Below are 18,466 nucleotides of genomic sequence, written 5' to 3' on the forward strand. Positions count from 1 at the left end.
CTAATTATTGAAGTGTAATTGGTTTAACATCAATCCGGAGCCTGGTGCAATAGTTTTTAATTTAATGTCAGAGCCTTCAATTAGAGAATTTTTAATATCATCTAAATTAAGCTCATTTTTACCCAGTTGAACTAAGGCTCCCATCATCATACGAATTTGATACCTCATGAATCCGCTTCCTTTGACTTTTAATATATAACTACATTCAGGAAAGAAATTGGCTGTTAGAATATCGTTGATAACAATTTTACAAGATTCAATGTTTCTAATAGTCTTAGAATTTGGTTTCAACCCAGAAGTATACACCGAAAAGTCATGAACCCCTTCAAATAATGCCGCCCCTTCTTTCATTATATCTAAATGAAGTTGATCAATGTAATTAGTTATGAATGGAGCGCTAAACGGATGGTTCTTAGATCCAAAGGAAAAATAATAGTGATACTCTTTAATTTTACTGTCCTTAATTATATTAAAGGTTTTGTTGACTGGTATTATTGATAATAATCGGATATCTGTAGGTAAGTTTTTATTGAATTCTGACATGAAATTTCCCAGGTCGCTTACTTCATTTTCTACAAATAATTCAAAAGCACCGTCTAAAGAAGAAACTTTTGAATCGGTTCTACCCGCTCCAAGAATTTTAAATACTTCATCTGGATATAAAAACGAAAATGTCTTATTCAACATACCGGAAATAGTTCGTAGTTTAGGTTGTACTTGCCAACCGTTAAATCTAAAACCTAAATATTGTAGACGAACCAAATAACAAAAATGTTGTTTCTTCATAATGTAAATGTAATTACATTACCAATTACATCTTCTATTGGTACTCAGTAATTATAAGGTTATGTCATTTTTTCATGTAAGAATAACGACACTTATTCATTCAATATTATTATAAGTATTTTATTGTTAATTTGAGTTAAATTCATTAATATTAAAGTATGAATTACTTAAAATCAATAAGTTGAACAACAAAGCCTGCCGTTCATCGAATTGTTTAAAATAAACAAAAAACATACCCGTTCTTGAAGCGAAACTATGGATACCCTAAGACCATTAAAATTAATTTTATGAACTCTATTAAAGGAATATTTACTTGGAAACGCACTATTGTTATTTCAATGATTGTACTATTTTTATTGAATATCTTTAGTTTCTACGGTCTTTATACTAATAAGTTTTATTTTTTTAAAATTGATAATTACATTTTCCCTTTGTTATCAATTGTACACATGGTTTTTCTTTATGTACTATGGTTTAAAATAAATGAGAATGAATTAAGTGATCCACCAATGCGAACCTTAGAATATGTTTTATATTTCATATCACTAGTGTACATTTATAAACTAGTTGAAACAATGATTATTCTTTCTAGTTATTCAGATTTTGAAAATCATTTAATGCCAGGTATGTTTTTACCCATAGGCTTTTTTATTTTAACCCTTTATATTGTTTTATTAGGAGTAACACTTTTAGCTGTATTGTATAGAAAAGAAATGGTGGGTACATATTTATTTGATGACATGAATCAACATGTAGATCACTGGAAATAAGATAACCTTGCAATCTATATTTAAGCCCTCGATAAGTATTTATCGAGGGCTTATTGTTTTAAGTAACTAAATATTTATGTTACAAAACACAAATGCATTAATAGTTTTAACTAAAAAAAATTACAAGAATGTAATTACACTTATAATCTTCGACTTAAATAAAAGAAAAATTATTGCACAAAATATTTTCTTTTGAATGTGATTTTTCTGTGATACTATTTGTTTTTATTCGTACTTGACTATGAAACATATTCTTATTATTGAAGATGATCCTGAAATCATTAAATTATTAGAGCTACATCTATCTGATGTAAGTTATGAAACAACCATGGCAATGAATGGTCTTGAAGGGCTACAACTGGCATTGGAAAATGATTTTGATTTAATTCTTTTGGATCTTACCTTACCTGGTTTAGATGGTGTTGAAGTTTGTAGAAAAATACGGGCTACCAAGAATACTCCAGTAATTATGTTGACCGCTAAATCTGAAGAAATTGATAGGGTTTTAGGCTTAGAAATCGGGGCTGATGATTACATGACCAAACCGTTTAGTATAAGAGAACTATTAGCGCGTATAAAAGCAGTTTTAAGACGGATTAATAATTCAAGTAATAAACAAGAGGATATTTCAATTATTTCAGCAGAAGGTTTATTTATCGATATCGATAAGAGAAAAGTAGTACTAGGAGATTACAAAATAGAATTATCACCTAAAGAGTTTGAACTATTAGTTTTAATGGCTTCTAACCCTGGTAGAAACTATACCAGAACAGAGCTTCTAAACATTATATGGGGCTATAATTTTGAAGGGTATGAACATACTGTAAACTCGCATATCAATAGATTACGTGCCAAAATTGAATCAGATATGGCAAACCCTAATTTTATTTTAACCACGTGGGGCGTAGGTTATAAATTTAATGAAGAAATAATAGCATGATAAATAAGGAAAAAACACTAACCCCGAGGCTTATAAAAAAGTTATGGATAGCCTTTGCTTTCTTGATCTTATTAATGGGTGCATCTTATATATTTATTACCGGGTATTTGACACTAAACTACAATCAAGCCATTACACAACAAATAAACGCAAACGTTGCTAATCATGTAATTCAAGAAAAATTTGAAAATGCAGCTCCCTTTTTAGAAGATGGCAGTATCAATAAAGAACTTTTTGGCGATTTGATGCACGATATGATGGCTGTAAATCGCGGTATTGAAGTTTATCTTTTAGATAATGGAGGAAAAATATTATACTCGGTTGTTTTAGACCATAATCAAAATGATCCAATGAAGTCGGTAGCATTAGGCCCAATTAATGACTTTATTGAAACGAAAGGCGAAAAGTTTATTCTAGGTGATGATCCATTAAACCCAGAACAACAGAATATCTTTTCTGCTGCACCCTTTTCTATAGATGGTCATGAAGGTTATATTTATATAATAGTAGCTGGTAAACAATTAGCACAAATTAGTGATAACTTATTTGGTACTTATTTCACCAAACTTAGTATAGGTGCAATTCTATTAACTATGTTGTTTGCAGCAGTTGTTGGTATTTTAAGTATTTGGTTTTTAACAAAGAACCTAAGGTTAATAACCCACACGGTACGTAAGTTTCAAGAAGGCGATTTAGATATTAGAATTGAAAACCCAGAACATTCGGATATAGAAGTTGTTGCACTTTCCTTTAATAAAATGGCAGATACTATTGTAGACAATATGGATAAGATGAAATCTGTAGATAATTTACGTAGAGAGTTAATTGCTAACGTATCACATGATCTTCGAACTCCGCTAGCTGTATTAAAAGGTTATATTGAAACCCTTCAAATCAAAAAGGATACATTAACTCCCGAACAAAAAGACGAGTACTTACAAATTACACATGATAACATTGATAAATTAGCAATACTAATCAATCAATTATTTGATTATTCAAAACTAGAAGCAGAACAAGTCACTCCTATTAAAGAACCTTTTTCAATTACAGAACTTTCTCATGACCTAATTGCAAAATTTAGAATTTTAGCAAGACAAAAAGAAATTCATCTACAATTAGATAATCCTGAAGAAAATTGTTTGGTATATGCCGATATAGGCTTGGTGGAAAGAGCATTGCAAAACTTGATCGAAAATGCAATCAAATACACTGAACCTCAGGGTAAGGTTACGCTTAGTTTGGTTAAAATGGGCAAACAAATTGAAATTAACATTACTGATACCGGTAACGGAATACCAGTAAACGATCAACCATTTATTTTCGATAGATATAAACAAGTTAATGATACAACAAAAAAACAAGGTCTTGGTCTAGGTCTAGGTCTAGCCATCGTTAAAAAGGTAATGGACTTGCATGACACAACCATTGTTGTGTTAAGTAAACCATATGAAGGAAGTTCTTTTATTTTTAAATTACCTGCATATCAATTGCAGTAAATTTAAAATTGCTATGAAAGAAAGAAAGAAAGCCCTATTCGTAATGAATAGGGCTTTTTATAAAACATTCTCTAAAACTTGTTTTTAGTTAGAAGTATTTACTTGTGTAATTGTATAAACACCATCTAAAACTTCTAATTCGAACACTGCTATTTTACCATCTATAAATCTGTTATTTGCGATAAACGTATATGGACCACTATAGGTGTCTTCAACTTCATCCAAGAAACTAAAATTCACCGTTTCTGAAGTTAAAGCATCAAACTGAGATGCAATTAACTCTATAGCGTATGTTCCATTTGTTAAAGGAGAAGAATCCAATCTATTAATAAATAAAGATTCACTACCTGTTTCAGAAGATGATGATGATTCAACTGTATCACCATTAGAATCAGTTACACTTAATTCGAATAGATTACTTTGTGTAGACCATGTGCTGTTTATCTGTAGACCTTCATTAATTTCAGTTGTTGCTATCTCAATACTAGCAATTGATCCAATAGTAACATCATCATTTTCCACGCCATCTATTGTGACTGTAATACTTTTTTCACCTGAAGCTGTAATACGATCATCATTAGCGTCAACCGTAACCGATTTAGAAGATTGACCTGCCTGAATAATTAATTCACCATCACCCTCTACACTGTATCTACTATTACCAGTATTGCTACTATAATAAACTACAATATCTTCGTTTAAAGGTTTACTTAAATTAAAGTTTAAAGAATAAAATGAATTCTCTTCAATCGTAATTGATGAAGTTTCAAAACCTAATAAAGCTTCACCATCTGTAATATCAATTTGAACAAAACTTTCACTTTCACTTGGTGTAATGGTATTAGATAATTCTGCTAAACTAATAACGATATTTTCCACACCGCTTTCAAAAACGCCATCAGAAATTATAGTAAGTTCTGTTGTACCTGTTAATTCTCCAGCCGGAATAGTAATTGAACTTGAGCTAATAGAATAATCAGAATTTAAAACTGCAGAACCTGCAAAATTTAATTGTATGGTAACAGCGTCTTCTTGTGCAGCTTCAATTGCTGCAGAAATAATAATTACTTGTTCATCAGATTCTGTAGTCATAGATTCGCTAGAAGCAAGTGAAACTTTAGACAAATCAATTGCAGTTGGCACTTCAACAATTTTTTCTACTTCAATCTCTTCAGTTTTCGTACACGAAAATAGTAAAGCAGCAACTGATAAATACATCAGAGTTTTTTTCATAATAATGCTTAAATTAATTAATGGTTATTTTTAATGTTGGTCTAAAGGTATATTAATCGGTTTATAAGCGAAAACCGTAATACAAAAAATTTGAAAGTTAATTCTTACATTAACACGTATAACTATTTAAAAATCAAAACATAATTAATTAATTAAAATTTCTAATTTATAGTAATAAAAAAAGCCCTTTCGAGAGTGAAAGGGCTTTTTTACTATATATCTTTTAAGAAACTACTGTAGAGGTCTTTAAATTCAAACCCATCGGTGAAACGCTGTTTGTTCAATTTTTTATAAGAAACCAGTCCCCAGAGTAAGAGCTCTTTTAAGAAATAAACATCTTTAGCATTATAATCTGGCTGATGTTCTTTTAATAACTGATTCAAAGCAGGAATGCCATCTAAAGCACGTTTATATTCTTCATCAGTGAAGTCGTCCATCAATTCAAAACCTTCTCCTTGAAAAAACCAATGTAACAATTCGTCATAAACGGTTTCTTCATCTTTACGCTCCAACTTATTGATTTTTGGGAAGTATTTAGGGAATAAAGATTTCACGGCATCATCGATTAATATAACCGCAACGCCATCTGCTCCCTCCTGCTCTCCTTCATACACCAATTCTATTTTTCCGGTAATTGCAGGAATGACCCCCAAGAAATCGCTTAAGCGAACCATAGTACTATTTCCACCGTTTAATAAAGATCTACGCTCTGCAGTACTTAATAAGTTTTCAAAAGCGGTAATACTAGTACGTGCACTAACACCACTTTTAGCATCTACGTATTCACTATCACGAGCTTCAAATATAATTTGCTCCAACAAATCTTTTGCTAAATCTGGCACATATACTGCATCCGTTTGTCTAGAATCTAACTTAGCTTCTTGCTCGGTAATTTTTCTAGCTATCTCAATATCATCTGTGTAATGCGTTAAAATCTGGGACCCAATTCTATCTTTCAGCGGAGTAACGATACTACCTCTATTGGTGTAATCTTCTGGGTTTGCCGTAAATACGAACTGAATATCTAACGGCAATCTCAATTTGAATCCGCGAATTTGAATATCTCCTTCTTCCAAAATATTAAATAAGGATACTTGTATACGTGCCTGTAAATCTGGTAGTTCGTTAATTACAAAAATACAACGGTTGGCACGAGGAATCATTCCGAAATGAATCACTCTGTCATCTGCATATGACAATTTCAGATTTGCCGCTTTTATAGGATCTACATCTCCAATTAAATCTGCCACGGTAACATCTGGAGTAGCCAATTTCTCTGCAAAACGTTCATCTTTATGTATCCAAGTAACAGGAGTATCATCGCCTTTTTCTTTGATGAGCTCCATGGCATATCTAGACATCGGTTTCATGGGGTCATCATTGATTTCAGAACCTTCTACAACGGGAATATACTCATCTAATAGATTCACCATTAAATGCGCCAAACGTGTTTTTGCCTGACCACGAAGTCCCAATAAGTTAATGTTATGACGAGATAGAATAGCACGCTCTAATTCTGGAATTACAGTATCTTCATAACCCCAAACCCCAGGAAAAGCATCTTCTCCTTTCTTAATTTTTTCTACAAGATTGTCTCGCAACTCATCTTTTACACTCTTTGTTTTATATCCGGCAGCTTTTAAATCTCCTAGTGTATGTATTTTTTTATAATCTAATTTCATAAAATTTTCTTAGTCTTATTTTAATCTTTTTTTTCTATTTGCTTCGTAATCTTCAAAAATCATTTCTCCTAAACCTTTTAATCCGGTAAAGAATGCCTTGCCTTTATTAGCCTCGGTAAAATGGCGAATAAATTGCATTAAGTAAGGATCCTGAGCGATCATAAATGTCGTTATCGGTATATGAAGTTTACGAGCCTGTCTCGCCATATTATAGCATTTCTCCACAATAAAATCATCTAAGCCAACACTGTTTTTATAATACGTACCGTCTGGCATGCGAAGACAACTTGGCTTACCATCGGTAATCATAAATATCTGCTTATTGGTATTACGTTTTCTACGAAGCATATCCATCGCCAATTGCAGACCAGCCACTGTATTGGTATGATACGGACCAACTTTTAAATACGGTAAATCTTTAATAGGTATAGGCCAGGCATCATTACCAAATACTAAAATATCTAAAGTATCTTTTGGGTATCTAGTCGTAATTAGTTCCGCCAGTGCCATAGCTACTTTTTTAGCCGGAGTAATACGGTCTTCGCCATACAAAATCATACTATGACTTATGTCAATCATGAGTATCGTACTCATCTTTGCTTTATGCTGCGTATCTTCAACAACAAGGTCATCTTCACTCAATTGAAAACTACCCATACCATGATTAATCTGAGCATTTTTAATACTCTCTGTCATAGATATGTTTTCTAGACTATCACCATAACGGTATTCTCTTAAGTCGCCCGTATGCTCATCTCCTTGTCCAGATTTACCTGTTTTATGATTACCTGCACCACTTCTTTTAAGTTTACCAAAAATTTGATCAAGTGCACGCTGACGAATGATACGTTCCATTTTTGCGGTAATGGAGATATCTCCACCACCAGAACCTTCTTCCCCCTCTTGTGCGTCGCCACCGCCATCTTTAAACTCTTCGCGTATGTATCCCTTAGCCTTTAGATCCTCAATAAAGTCTTCAATGGTATAGTCTTCAGTAGTAAGTTCATACTCCTTGTCTAATTCTCGTAACCAATCTATAGCCTCGTCAAAATCTCCAGAAGTGTGTGTAATAAGCTCTTGGAAAATATCGAACAGTCTATCAAAAACTGATTGTTCGGGTGCTTCATAAGTTTCAAAGCGGAACCCCTTTCTTATATTCATAGCCATACTATAAAATTAACACTTTTACGTTGGATGCCCACGGCTTTTGGGAAATGTTAACGTTGTTGTTTAAGGTTGGCAGTTTGTTGACCGTTGATGGTTGTTGGTTGTTCGTTGTTCGTGTTGCGTTGGACGCTGTTCGCTGTTCGCTGTGCGCTTTTCGCGTGGCGCAAAGTGTTTCTATGAAGTAACTTCGGCTACGCTCAGTTACCGATATTCAATAATACGATTTATGAACAACTAACAACGATTAACATATAGCGAATAGCTTACGGCGATTAGCGCATAGCTCAAAAGAATTCGTCTTTGCGAGGAGCTTTTTAGCGACGAAGCAATCTGTTTAATTCGTGTACCTAAGATACAAATTGCAAAGCATATAAGCGATAAGCGAAAGGCGAGCGGCGTTTTGAGCATAGCGTTTTAAAAAGTAACTTCGGCTACGCTCAGTCACCGGTATTCAGCAACACTATTTACAAACAACCAACAACTAAAAAAATACACTATCAACAAAAAACCGATTACACTCCAACAATTCAAAGGCTTTTTAAGCACGCCGCCGCTTTGGGAAGGTGAACAGTTTGGTGTGCCTCAGTTTCAATTTCCTGAAGTAGCGATAGATAGTTTTTTGCCCAGTCCCATTCCAGAGAATTTACGGTTGGGGCATCAGATGGAATATGTGTGTAAGCAGTTTCTAGACCAAAGTGATGCATATGATGTGCTTGTTCATAATTTACCCATACGAGATGGTAAACAAACCATTGGAGAAATAGATTTTATACTGAAAGAAACCGCAACACCGCAACTGATACACGTAGAACTTACCTATAAATTTTACTTAATTGACATTGAAATAGAGAATCCTATTCATCAATTAATAGGACCAAATAAAAGCGATGCGTTTTATAAAAAACTACAAAAAATCAAGAACAATCAATTCTCTTTAATACATACCGAAATTGGACGTTCTGTACTTTTAGAGAAAGAAATAGATACTACAAATATTAAACAACAGGTTTGTTTTAAAGCACAACTATTTAAACCTTATAAAGCAGATAGTTTACAACTAGACCCATTTAATGCAAATTGTATTGTGGGTTATTGGCTGCGGCTAAAAGATTTTAAGGAAACTAAATTTTCTTCATTTCAATTCTATATACCTACTAAAAGTGAATGGGTATTTCATCAATTTGAAGAAGTTACATGGGTTTCTCACGATGAAATTGTAATAACCATTACAGAACGTCTAAATAATAAAAGTGCTCCCATGGTTTGGATGAAGAAAAACAACACCACATTTGAGAAGTTCTTCGTAGTATGGTGGTAAGCATTATTTCTTAGTTTACATACCACAAATACCTGTTAATAACTGTTGAAAGGTCTTTTTTTATATAGGTGGGAATTAGATTACTTTTATAAATGATATATGTGCAATTGTGAATATATACGATTGCTGTATGACATTTAAAAAATGAATAGAGACCAAGCATTTAATGTAATTCTAAAATTCCTATATGAAAATCAGAATAATTATTGGAATTTAATTCCGACATGTCGTGAGAAATTGGACATAAATGACAGCGGAATGATTTCTTCAATATGTGAAGAAATGATAAACAAAAAATGGGTTTCTCCAAAAAATCAAGATAAGCTATCTGTATCATTGAATTATAATGGACGGATAATGTATGAGAAATACGGTTCTTATTCTTCATTTATACGTTCTGAAAATGACATCAAAAAAAAAGCGCATAGAAGTAAAATAACACCAGAGGTTATTAAAATTAGTATTGCTATCATATTTGGTTTATCTACAGCTATTTTAGGCTGGTTAAATTATACTGATAATAAGAAACTAGAAGTTCAACGTACTGAAATAAAACAGTTAAATAATGCCATTGACTCATTACAAACGGAAATAAAAAAACGTCATACAACACAATCTATAAACAATGCGGACCTGGAGCTTAAATGCTAGGTTTGTGTATATTTATAAAGTCCGAAAAATCTTTGGGATTTTGCTTTAAACAAGGAAAAGAAAAAACAAAACAAAAAGATTTTGCTATGTGCGTGGCGGAAAGCAAACGCTAGTTTGCTCCCGTACTGTTCATAGCCAAACCGATGTAAACAATTTAGAATCTCCTTATTGAAATCAAAAATCATATCATTTATTATAACTAAAGGTCTAATAATCGGCGGATTATTTATGTTACTTATTGCGGTCATTGTTCTGAATAATGGAGTCGTTAAAAAGAGAATAACTGAGCAGAATAAAATTGTAACCGCTAAAGTGCTTGAAACACCAAAAGATTGTGATAACCTTGGACAGAGAGGTGGATATTATAAGTTGACATTTAATGGACAGGTTTTCTTAAAAAAAGGAAATCGGATAATTTGCGAAACGATAATTGGTAAAAGCGATGTGGACGTATTGACCAATGAAAACGAGGACAAAATTGTATTCTTAAATGAATATGAAGAGTCGAATGATTTTTGGAGCGGTATTATACTCGGAATCATAGGAATAGTAATCGCATATAAAGGCTGGAAAAAATAAAAACTGTTTACAACAAAGAACTAAAGCAAAAGAAAACATAGTCTTTTCAAATCTAAAAGAATTTTATTCTAGACACCTAACCTATAAACTCTTTTAGAAATAAAAAACCAAGCCCTAAATCCTTTAGTGCTTGGTTATATTTTTGATAACAATACCCTTTCTACTCTACCGTATAGATTACCGTATTTTTCTGAGTAACCCTAAAATAGCCATGTGCGTAATTATCTGGGTTTGTTGTGTTAATACAATTACCTTTTATTGCTACAGGCGTAGACTCAAAAAGACCGACACCACCAAGTTGATCGATTACAATATCAATATAATTGTAATAGGGTCTAGAAATACTGTGCATATTTATGGTTACCACATCACCTGGGGCTAATGGTTTTATTTCTCCCTCTTCATCATCATCTTCATTTATCTCGAACCACCAATCTACCTCGTTACCGTTTATAAATTCATCATCACCTGATTCTAGTATTGGTAAAAGATCTTGTGGTCTTTCATACTTAAAAAAGTAATTATCCCCTTCCGCCTCAAAATCGTTAAAAACAATATGTAATTCAATGGTTTCATCATCAAAACCGTCTTCTGTATCTTGAAATACATCTATAATATCTGCCACCGGATTCATGGTGTCATTTGCAGTATATGTTTGTCCGTCATAAATAATTTCTAAAGTATAACTAGCTTCTAATTGCGGATTGAATGTAGTGGATGTATAGGTTCCATCATTTTGGTCTGTAAAGAGATAAACTTCTCCATTAACATCATTGGTTACTTTGACCTCTGCACCAACTACATCTGTACTTTGAGTATCAAAAAATAGTGTAGAAGTACGTAGCGTAATACTTTGCTCATTACCGGTAGTACCTTTTTCCCAATCTAGAGAAGCTTCTACTACTAAGCGTATGGTATCGGTTTGTACTTCGACATCAATCACATCTGTACATGAGACCATGGTACATAACAATATAAGTGTTATAAATTTTATTGGATTTTGCATGTTTTAAAATTTGAAATTATACGTTAATGAAGGCACAATACCGAAAATAGCTGTTCTGGTAGCTTCATTAGCCCCTGTTTCTATATTCTGACCAAATGATATGGAAGCCGCATTTTTACGATTGTACGCATTGTACAGCCCTAATACCCATTCTCCTTTTAATTTCGCATTTGGCTTTTTGTTCGGTTTATAATTAACCGATAGATCTAAACGATGATAAGCCGGTAATCTATCGGAATTTCTGTAGGAATAACTGGCAATGGAAACGCCTTCATACTCATATTGACCATTAGGGTATGTAACCGGTCTACCCGTTTGGAAAACAAGATTGGTTCCAAAACTCCATTTGTCATTTAATTGATAGGAGCCAGAAATGGAAATATCGTGAGTTCTATCATACGGAGTATTATACCAATTGCCATCGTTAATACCTAGTCCGCCAGCAGTACCACCAGGAGTTCTTTGTTCAGATTTAGAAAGGGTGTAAGCAATCCATCCTGTGAACTTACCTTCGTTCTTACGGAACAATAGCTCTAATCCGTATGCTCTAGATTCCCCTTTTAGTATTTCGGTCTCAATCGTATTCTGTCCAATAAGGTCCGAACCATCTATATAATCAATTCTATTATCGGTATTCTTATAATATACTTCAGCTTCCATAGAATAAGCTTTGTTCTTGAAATTACGGAAGTAGCCCAAAGCATATTGATTAGATAGTTGAGGGTCTATATATTGTCCGCTGGGTGCCCAAACATCTAAAGGCGTTGCAGAAGAGGTATTCGATAATAAATGAATGTATTGCGCCACTCTAGAGAAACCCGCTTTTAATGAAGAATTATCATCAATTGTATAGGCAAGTGAAGCTCTAGGTTCTAAATTTCCAAAAGATTTAATGGCATCTCCATTATCGTAAACCGTCTCCCCTATTGCAGTACCACGCTCATAGATACCTAAGTCTGAATTGTAGACTACCGGTTGGTTATTTTCATATTCCGTCATGGGTTGACCACCTAACCTTGTAAAGGCACTATAACGCAACCCGTATTGAGCCGTTAGTTTATCTGTCAATTTATGTTCGGCATTTACGTAGACACCACTTTCAATAGCTTTTTTATTATCTAACAATAAAGGATTTACAGCCGAGGTTTCAGAAGTTGGCTTTATCTCACCCGGATCAAACTGATAATATATTCCGCTTGCGCCAAAATCTAATTTAAACTTATCGCTGAAATAATATTTAAGATCATATTTAAGATTGTAATTGGTAATAGACGAAACCCAGTCCAACTCAGCAAAAGTTAAACCTAACTTATAATCGTACTTACTATAAATAGCAGATAAATTTGAAAAAAGCTTGTCGTTAAAAATATGATTCCAACGTAGATTACCGGTAGCATTACCATAAGAATTGCTGAAAGTGTCCCCTAGCTCAAAAGAATCCCTTCCAAAATAACCTGAAAGAAAAAGCCTGTTATTTGCATTGATTTTATAATTGGTCTTTAGGTTTAAGTCATAGAAACCAACGCTATTATCTTGCCCGGCCGCTTTTAATAATAGATTGGCATATGAACTTCTACCAGCAATTAAGAAAGATCCTTTTTCTTTAAACAACGGAGCTTCTAAAGCCAATCGGCTAGATATGATACCGATACCACCCGTAGCTGCAAACCGCTTACTGTTCCCATCTTTTTGACGCACATCTAAAACCGAAGATACACGACCGCCATATCTAGCAGGTATACCTCCTTTATACAATTTTACATCCTTTATGGCATCAGCATTAAACACAGAGAAAAAACCGAACATATGCGATGTATTGTAAATTATAGCCTCATCTAACAGTACTAGGTTTTGGTCCCCTGCACCGCCACGCACATGAAATCCGCCAGTACCTTCACCATTGTTGGTAACACCCGGCAACATCTGTAAAGACTTTAGAATATCAACTTCGCCCAGAACCACTGGCATTTGTTTTACGGTTTCAATGTTCATTTTAAGAACACTTATTTCTGGTTTACGTAACACGGCAATCTCAGATTCTTCTGCCGTAACTTCCACTTCATCTAGCTGTGTAGATATTTCCGATAGTTCAAAATTGAAGTTTTGGTTTCGATCAAGATTTACATCTTGTTTAATATCGGCATACCCCATATAGGTAATAAGTAAGCGATATTCGCTCTTTGGGGCAGTAATAGAATAAAAACCATATTCGTTGGTTACGACACCAATTGTGGTTCCCTCTAAAAAAACAGATGCCCCAAAAAGTGTTTCTCCGTTTTCAATGTCGGTTATTTTACCACTTATGGTATAGCTTTCTTGAGCTAAAACTGGAGTGTAACTAAGTAATAAAATAATAATACTTGTGACGCTAAGCCACCTTAAGCGCACTTTGCACTTTCCTTTTTTAATCATGTTTTAGTTTAATTGATAAATGAATACCGCAATAAGACTATATAATATTTAAAATGTTACACCAAAAGTGAATATTTAAAAAATACTAACATTGACAGACATGAATTAAATTCCATAATGTTTTAAAAATTTGCACTGTTTTTTAATTAAAACGATTAATTTCAATCTTCAACTAAAATCAAACTTACCAAATGAAAGTCTTAAACAATTTTATTTTTATTTTACTCTTAATTTCAAGCGTTGCAGCTGTTGCTCAAGACGTTAATCATGCTGATTTACTTCAAAACATAGATGCTAGAGAAAAAACATCTTTAAATGGCAAATGGGATATTATCGTAGATCCATTAGAAAACGGATTTTACAACCACAGACTGCAAGAATATGATCAAGGATATTTTAAAAATGCAAAAATGCAATCTCCTACTGATCTCATAGAATATAATTTCGATACCAGCCTTCAATTAGATGTACCCGGTGATTGGAACACTCAAATGGATAAACTTTACTACTATGAAGGTACATTATGGTATAAGAAGGATTTCAACTATACCCCTACTTCAAATAAAGAAAGCTTTCTATATTTTGAGGCTGTAAACTATGAAGCAATTGTTTATCTAAACGGCGAAAAAATAGGCAAACACATTGGTGGTTACACTCCGTTTCAATTTAATGTTACCGATAAACTTGTAGAAGGAAATAATTTTGTTGTCGTAAAGGTTGATAACAAACGTAAAAAAGAAAATGTGCCAACCGTAAATCAAGATTGGTGGAATTACGGTGGAATTACAAGATCTGTTCATTTAATAAATGTACCTAAAACCCATATCGAAGATTACGCTGTTCAATTAGAAAAAGGAGCTACAAATAAAATAAGTGGATGGGTTAGTTTAGCCAATGCAAAAGAAGGTGATGCCGTAAGCATTAAAATACCTGAACTAAAGAAAACCGTAAAAGCAGTAGCAAAAGATGGTAAAGCATCATTTATAATTAATGCGAAACCAAAACTATGGTCACCAGATTCTCCTAAATTATATGAAGTAATCGTAGAAACAAATACAGATAAAGTTGTTGATCAAATAGGATTTAGGACGGTTACAACCGATGGTTCTAAAATATTGATTAATGGAAAAGAAACTTTTTTGAAGGGTATTAGTATTCACGAAGAAGCAGCATTTAAAACAGGGCGTGTAGTTTCTGTTGAAGAATGCAAGGTACTATTGAATTGGGCAAAAGAATTAGGATGTAATTTTCTACGATTAGCACATTACCCACATAGCGAGGCAATGGTGAAAGAAGCAGAGAAAATGGGCTTTTTAATATGGTCAGAAATTCCCGTGTATTGGACTATTCAGTTCGATAATGAAGATACCTATGCAAATGCCGAAAATCAATTGACCGAAATGATCTCTCGCGATAAAAATAGGGCTTCGGTAGTACTATGGTCTATGGCAAATGAAACACCTGAAAGCGAGCCACGTTTATCATTTATCACCAATTTGGCAGAGAAAGCTCGTGAGCTGGATAATACAAGATTAATTACTGCTGCATTGGATACACAGGGTAAAGGCGATGATGGCAATTTAATAGAGGATCCACTTGGTAAAGTAGTTGATGTTATTGGTATTAATAATTATTGTGGTTGGTATTATGGGGATGTAGATTCATGTAGTAGTATAAAATGGGCAAGTGCTTACAACAAACCAATGATCATGAGTGAAATCGGTGGTGGGGCTTTATACGGTTTACATGGTGATAAAAATGAAAGATGGACAGAAGAATACCAAGAGGAACTCTTTAAGTCTAATATTGAAATGATGAAAAACATCGATTTTATGGCTGGATTATCTCCTTGGATTTTGATGGATTTTCGTTCATCAAGACGACCATTACGCAGAATTCAAGATGATTTCAATAGAAAAGGATTGATCTCTGAACAAGGCATGAAGAAGAAGGCTTTTTTTACCTTACAAGAGTATTATCTTGAAATGGATAAGAGATAATACTATTAGATATGCTAACTGAGAATTTAAAATTTTTAGTTAGCATATTTTCCTTCTACATACGAAGATAGAATACTGCTATTCGGTGTTTTACAATTTTGCGGAAAATCATAGAAATAGATACACTTAGGCAATCCGTTTTTAAAAGTAATACGCACAGATCCTTTGCTATTACCACTAAACCCGGAAAAGCTATAATTGGCACTTAACACCATTGGTCTGCCTTGGGTGTCACGAGATGATGTTGTTACTCCAGAAATACTTCCCTTAGTATATCTGTTAAAAGACCATGTTTGAGATTGATCATAAACCAAATCATCAACCAACTTACCAAAGTTTTGATTGCCTGTTGGCCCGCCAGACTTTTTCATCGTAGTATACTTACTGTCTTCATTCATTCGTATACCAGGTTCGTTCAGCGCAAAAAGTTTTAAGTTTTCTTCAAAGCGTTTTAAACCGGGACTATCACATGGGTTAAGTTTAAAAATTTTAGACATGTCATTTTTAAGTCCCGTTGCCTTATGAGCCATATCCACAGAATTACCCATGCTATTAGGGTCGGTAATCATCTTCATCATCGTACCTAGCCCATTCGCTCTTTGTTTACCTTCAATTTCCATTTTAGCATCATATAAATCTGGCTTTGCATACAATCCGCTACCTACCCAAACGTATTCAACACATATTCTACTCACCTCTATGCCGTAGCCATCGGTAGTCACCTCTTCTGTTGCACAGGTTTGATTCATAATTTCTACTTTATTTGCTGGTAACGAATTAGCACATTGCCCACCGTAAGCCCTTAAGTATTGCCCAAAAATTAGTAGAAATTGCATGTCATCTCTACTAACGTCAAGTTCTTCGAAATGACCACGGAAAATATAATCGTAAAATTCAGCGTAATAGAGTCCGTCTGTATTCAGCTCTAAAACTTCTGAATTATCTTCTATAGATATTGGTTTAAAATGATGTGATTTAAAAAATGAAGTGAAAAGTAGCCATATGAAACTTAGTAGAAATACTCTAAGAAAAATAACAGATGATTTCATAATTTGGTGGTGGTTTTAAAATGAAACATTCTGAGGGATAGTTAAAGATATAAAATTTATATTCACTTAGTAATGAAGTCATTGAAATAAAAAGCGATTAATGTTTAATTAAACATTAATCGCTTTTTTAGCTTTGTATTTTAAACTTATCCAGTATAAGCACCAGAAGAATACGTTAATTCATAACTATGTGTGTATACTTCGAAAACGATTCCGAAAGGGTCTTCTACATAACACATTTTGTATGGCTTGTCTTTTGGATAATACTCACGAATCGGCATTCTTTGCTTACCACCATTTTCCACGATTTTGGCAACCAAATCTTTAATATTAGGGTCTTGAATACAAAAGTGAAACAAACCGGTATTAAACGGATTAAACTCCGGAGCTTCTTTTACTCCATGAGGAAAAGAGAATAACTCAACACCTATTCCGTCAGAAGTTGACATGTGGGCAATTTCAAACTCTTCCCAATCATCGCCAAAGACATCAATACACATAAGACCGATAGCGGTTTCTTTCTCTTTCTTAATTTTTGATGGTTCCATAATAACATACCAGCCCATTACTTCTGAGTAAAATTTTACAGCCTTTGTAATATTAGGAACTGTAATGCCAATATGTGAAAATGATTTGGGGTAAACTGTATTTGTTTTCATATCTATTATTTTATAGTACAAAATAAATCTATATTTGCCTTATTGACAATAACTTACCTAAAAGTGCTATAGTTACCAAAAAGAGTTAATTACTGATTATTAGTTAGTTATATTTTATATGAATTCAAAAAATTATTGTCCCTTAGACCATACCATGAATTTAATTGGTACGAAATGGAAACCCATTGTACTTTTTCATCTTTTGGAGGGTCCGGTTCGGTCTGGTGTACTACAGAAAAAAGTACCGGGCATATCAAACAAAATGTTTACCCAAACCGTAAGAGAGTTAGAAAAAGACGGATTGATTATACGCGAGGTTTTCCCAGTAGTGCCTCCAAAAGTAGAATATGGCTTAAGTGAGCGTGGAAAATCACTGGAAAATATTCTATTGAGCTTAGATTCATGGGGGGCAAAAGACAACCCTAACAAGCTAGTATAAAACTAATTAACTATTCATTAACACAACAAAATACAGAATATTGGGTTTTATTAAAAAAATATCGGTTTGATTGAAAATAAAAAATCTACTAAAATCTATTCGCAAGAAGTAATTGACACCCAGCATGTATTTACAAAAGATGATACCGTTTACATAAAAAATAACGCGTCAACCGAAAGTATAGACAATTGGTCTCCTATAAAATTTAAGTGGGTTTCAGTAGATAAGGTTCAAGACAAATTAGTGTTTGAATAACCCATAAAACCTGATTACATT

At 33.5% G+C, this 18,466-nt stretch carries 17 protein-coding genes; 9 read left to right on the forward strand and 8 right to left on the reverse strand.

Going from position 1 to position 18,466, the window contains the following annotated elements:
- Entirely contained in the window at window positions 1–786 is a 786-nt protein-coding gene (locus tag ACJJVP_RS15255; RefSeq protein ID WP_405414900.1) for a tRNA pseudouridine(38-40) synthase TruA, read from the reverse strand.
- 287 nt (window positions 787–1,073) lie between these two features.
- On the opposite strand from ACJJVP_RS15255, the gene ACJJVP_RS15260 reads away from it, so the two are divergent.
- From ACJJVP_RS15260 to ACJJVP_RS15270, 3 genes are all read left to right on the forward strand, one after another.
- A complete protein-coding gene (locus ACJJVP_RS15260; RefSeq protein ID WP_405414901.1) occupies window positions 1,074–1,556 on the forward strand; it encodes a hypothetical protein in 483 nt (160 codons plus the stop codon).
- A gap of 241 nt (window positions 1,557–1,797) precedes the next feature.
- A complete protein-coding gene (locus tag ACJJVP_RS15265; RefSeq protein ID WP_405414903.1) occupies window positions 1,798–2,496 on the forward strand; it encodes a response regulator transcription factor in 699 nt (232 codons plus the stop codon).
- Entirely contained in the window at window positions 2,493–3,995 is a 1,503-nt protein-coding gene (locus tag ACJJVP_RS15270) for a sensor histidine kinase (protein WP_405414904.1), read from the forward strand. Before ACJJVP_RS15265 ends, ACJJVP_RS15270 begins: the two co-directional genes overlap by 4 nt.
- Before the next feature lie 84 nt (window positions 3,996–4,079).
- Here ACJJVP_RS15270 and ACJJVP_RS15275 read toward each other — a convergent pair whose 3' ends face one another.
- The 3 genes from ACJJVP_RS15275 to ACJJVP_RS15285 form a co-directional block, all read right to left on the reverse strand.
- Window positions 4,080–5,228: a Calx-beta domain-containing protein gene (locus ACJJVP_RS15275; protein ID WP_405414907.1), complete on the reverse strand. Its 1,149-nt coding sequence runs from the start codon at window positions 5,226–5,228 to the stop codon at window positions 4,080–4,082.
- Window positions 5,229–5,440: 212 nt separating this feature from the next.
- A complete protein-coding gene (locus ACJJVP_RS15280) occupies window positions 5,441–6,910 on the reverse strand; it encodes a magnesium chelatase (RefSeq protein WP_405414910.1) in 1,470 nt (489 codons plus the stop codon).
- Between the two features lie 15 nt (window positions 6,911–6,925).
- On the reverse strand, window positions 6,926–8,077 hold the full coding sequence (locus tag ACJJVP_RS15285; protein WP_405414911.1) for a vWA domain-containing protein: 1,152 nt from the start codon (window positions 8,075–8,077) through the stop codon (window positions 6,926–6,928).
- A gap of 577 nt (window positions 8,078–8,654) precedes the next feature.
- Here ACJJVP_RS15285 and ACJJVP_RS15290 point away from each other — a divergent pair.
- The 3 genes from ACJJVP_RS15290 (at window position 8,655) to ACJJVP_RS15300 (ending at window position 10,625) form a co-directional block, all read left to right on the forward strand.
- The gene (locus tag ACJJVP_RS15290) at window positions 8,655–9,395 is read left to right on the forward strand and encodes a DUF1853 family protein (RefSeq protein ID WP_405414913.1); all 741 of its coding nucleotides are present in this window, start codon (window positions 8,655–8,657) and stop codon (window positions 9,393–9,395) included.
- A 144-nt stretch (window positions 9,396–9,539) separates the two neighbouring features.
- The gene (locus ACJJVP_RS15295; RefSeq protein ID WP_405414915.1) at window positions 9,540–10,046 is read left to right on the forward strand and encodes a hypothetical protein; all 507 of its coding nucleotides are present in this window, start codon (window positions 9,540–9,542) and stop codon (window positions 10,044–10,046) included.
- A gap of 168 nt (window positions 10,047–10,214) precedes the next feature.
- On the forward strand, window positions 10,215–10,625 hold the full coding sequence (locus ACJJVP_RS15300; RefSeq protein WP_405414917.1) for a hypothetical protein: 411 nt from the start codon (window positions 10,215–10,217) through the stop codon (window positions 10,623–10,625).
- 160 nt (window positions 10,626–10,785) lie between these two features.
- Here the strand turns inward: ACJJVP_RS15300 and ACJJVP_RS15305 are convergent, their stop codons facing one another.
- Both ACJJVP_RS15305 and ACJJVP_RS15310 read right to left on the reverse strand, forming a co-directional pair.
- Window positions 10,786–11,631 (reverse strand): DUF4249 family protein, encoded by an 846-nt coding sequence (locus tag ACJJVP_RS15305; protein ID WP_405414919.1) that lies wholly within the window; start codon window positions 11,629–11,631, stop codon window positions 10,786–10,788.
- A gap of 3 nt (window positions 11,632–11,634) precedes the next feature.
- Window positions 11,635–14,043, reverse strand: coding sequence for a TonB-dependent receptor (locus ACJJVP_RS15310; protein WP_405414921.1), 2,409 nt, complete (start codon window positions 14,041–14,043; stop codon window positions 11,635–11,637).
- 191 nt (window positions 14,044–14,234) lie between these two features.
- On the opposite strand from ACJJVP_RS15310, the gene ACJJVP_RS15315 reads away from it, so the two are divergent.
- Window positions 14,235–16,043 carry a glycoside hydrolase family 2 protein gene (locus tag ACJJVP_RS15315; protein ID WP_405414923.1) on the forward strand — a complete coding sequence of 603 codons (1,809 nt, stop codon included), beginning with the start codon at window positions 14,235–14,237 and terminating at the stop codon, window positions 16,041–16,043.
- 35 nt (window positions 16,044–16,078) lie between these two features.
- Here ACJJVP_RS15315 and ACJJVP_RS15320 read toward each other — a convergent pair whose 3' ends face one another.
- Together ACJJVP_RS15320 and ACJJVP_RS15325 are read right to left on the reverse strand one after the other, a co-directional pair.
- Complete coding sequence (locus ACJJVP_RS15320; RefSeq protein ID WP_405414926.1) at window positions 16,079–17,092, reverse strand: hypothetical protein; 1,014 nt, start codon at window positions 17,090–17,092, stop codon at window positions 16,079–16,081.
- 146 nt (window positions 17,093–17,238) lie between these two features.
- Entirely contained in the window at window positions 17,239–17,751 is a 513-nt protein-coding gene (locus ACJJVP_RS15325; RefSeq protein WP_405414927.1) for a VOC family protein, read from the reverse strand.
- A gap of 118 nt (window positions 17,752–17,869) precedes the next feature.
- Between ACJJVP_RS15325 and ACJJVP_RS15330 the strand changes: the two genes are divergently transcribed.
- Both ACJJVP_RS15330 and ACJJVP_RS15335 read left to right on the forward strand, forming a co-directional pair.
- A complete protein-coding gene (locus tag ACJJVP_RS15330; protein ID WP_405414929.1) occupies window positions 17,870–18,190 on the forward strand; it encodes a winged helix-turn-helix transcriptional regulator in 321 nt (106 codons plus the stop codon).
- A 66-nt stretch (window positions 18,191–18,256) separates the two neighbouring features.
- On the forward strand, window positions 18,257–18,445 hold the full coding sequence (locus tag ACJJVP_RS15335) for a hypothetical protein (protein ID WP_405414931.1): 189 nt from the start codon (window positions 18,257–18,259) through the stop codon (window positions 18,443–18,445).
- Window positions 18,446–18,466 lie beyond the last annotated feature (21 nt).

The sequence above is a fragment of the Maribacter sp. Asnod1-A12 genome (genome assembly GCF_045063735.1).
In the GTDB taxonomy this organism is placed as follows: domain Bacteria; phylum Bacteroidota; class Bacteroidia; order Flavobacteriales; family Flavobacteriaceae; genus Maribacter.

Bases quoted from the DNA above. Each gene is read 5' to 3' on its own strand.
- ACJJVP_RS15270 (WP_405414904.1), top strand. From the start codon at position 2,493: ATGATAAATAAGGAAAAAACACTAACCCCGAGGCTTATAAAAAAGTTA.
- ACJJVP_RS15295 (WP_405414915.1), top strand. From the start codon at position 9,540: ATGAATAGAGACCAAGCATTTAATGTAATTCTAAAATTCCTATATGAA.
- ACJJVP_RS15265 (WP_405414903.1), top strand. From the start codon at position 1,798: ATGAAACATATTCTTATTATTGAAGATGATCCTGAAATCATTAAATTA.
- ACJJVP_RS15320 (WP_405414926.1), bottom strand. From the start codon at position 17,092: ATGAAATCATCTGTTATTTTTCTTAGAGTATTTCTACTAAGTTTCATA.
- ACJJVP_RS15315 (WP_405414923.1), top strand. From the start codon at position 14,235: ATGAAAGTCTTAAACAATTTTATTTTTATTTTACTCTTAATTTCAAGC.
- ACJJVP_RS15280 (WP_405414910.1), bottom strand. From the start codon at position 6,910: ATGAAATTAGATTATAAAAAAATACATACACTAGGAGATTTAAAAGCT.
- ACJJVP_RS15325 (WP_405414927.1), bottom strand. From the start codon at position 17,751: ATGAAAACAAATACAGTTTACCCCAAATCATTTTCACATATTGGCATT.
- ACJJVP_RS15255 (WP_405414900.1), bottom strand. From the start codon at position 786: ATGAAGAAACAACATTTTTGTTATTTGGTTCGTCTACAATATTTAGGT.
- ACJJVP_RS15275 (WP_405414907.1), bottom strand. From the start codon at position 5,228: ATGAAAAAAACTCTGATGTATTTATCAGTTGCTGCTTTACTATTTTCG.
- ACJJVP_RS15260 (WP_405414901.1), top strand. From the start codon at position 1,074: ATGAACTCTATTAAAGGAATATTTACTTGGAAACGCACTATTGTTATT.
- ACJJVP_RS15330 (WP_405414929.1), top strand. From the start codon at position 17,870: ATGAATTCAAAAAATTATTGTCCCTTAGACCATACCATGAATTTAATT.
- ACJJVP_RS15310 (WP_405414921.1), bottom strand. From the start codon at position 14,043: ATGATTAAAAAAGGAAAGTGCAAAGTGCGCTTAAGGTGGCTTAGCGTC.
- ACJJVP_RS15285 (WP_405414911.1), bottom strand. From the start codon at position 8,077: ATGGCTATGAATATAAGAAAGGGGTTCCGCTTTGAAACTTATGAAGCA.
- ACJJVP_RS15305 (WP_405414919.1), bottom strand. From the start codon at position 11,631: ATGCAAAATCCAATAAAATTTATAACACTTATATTGTTATGTACCATG.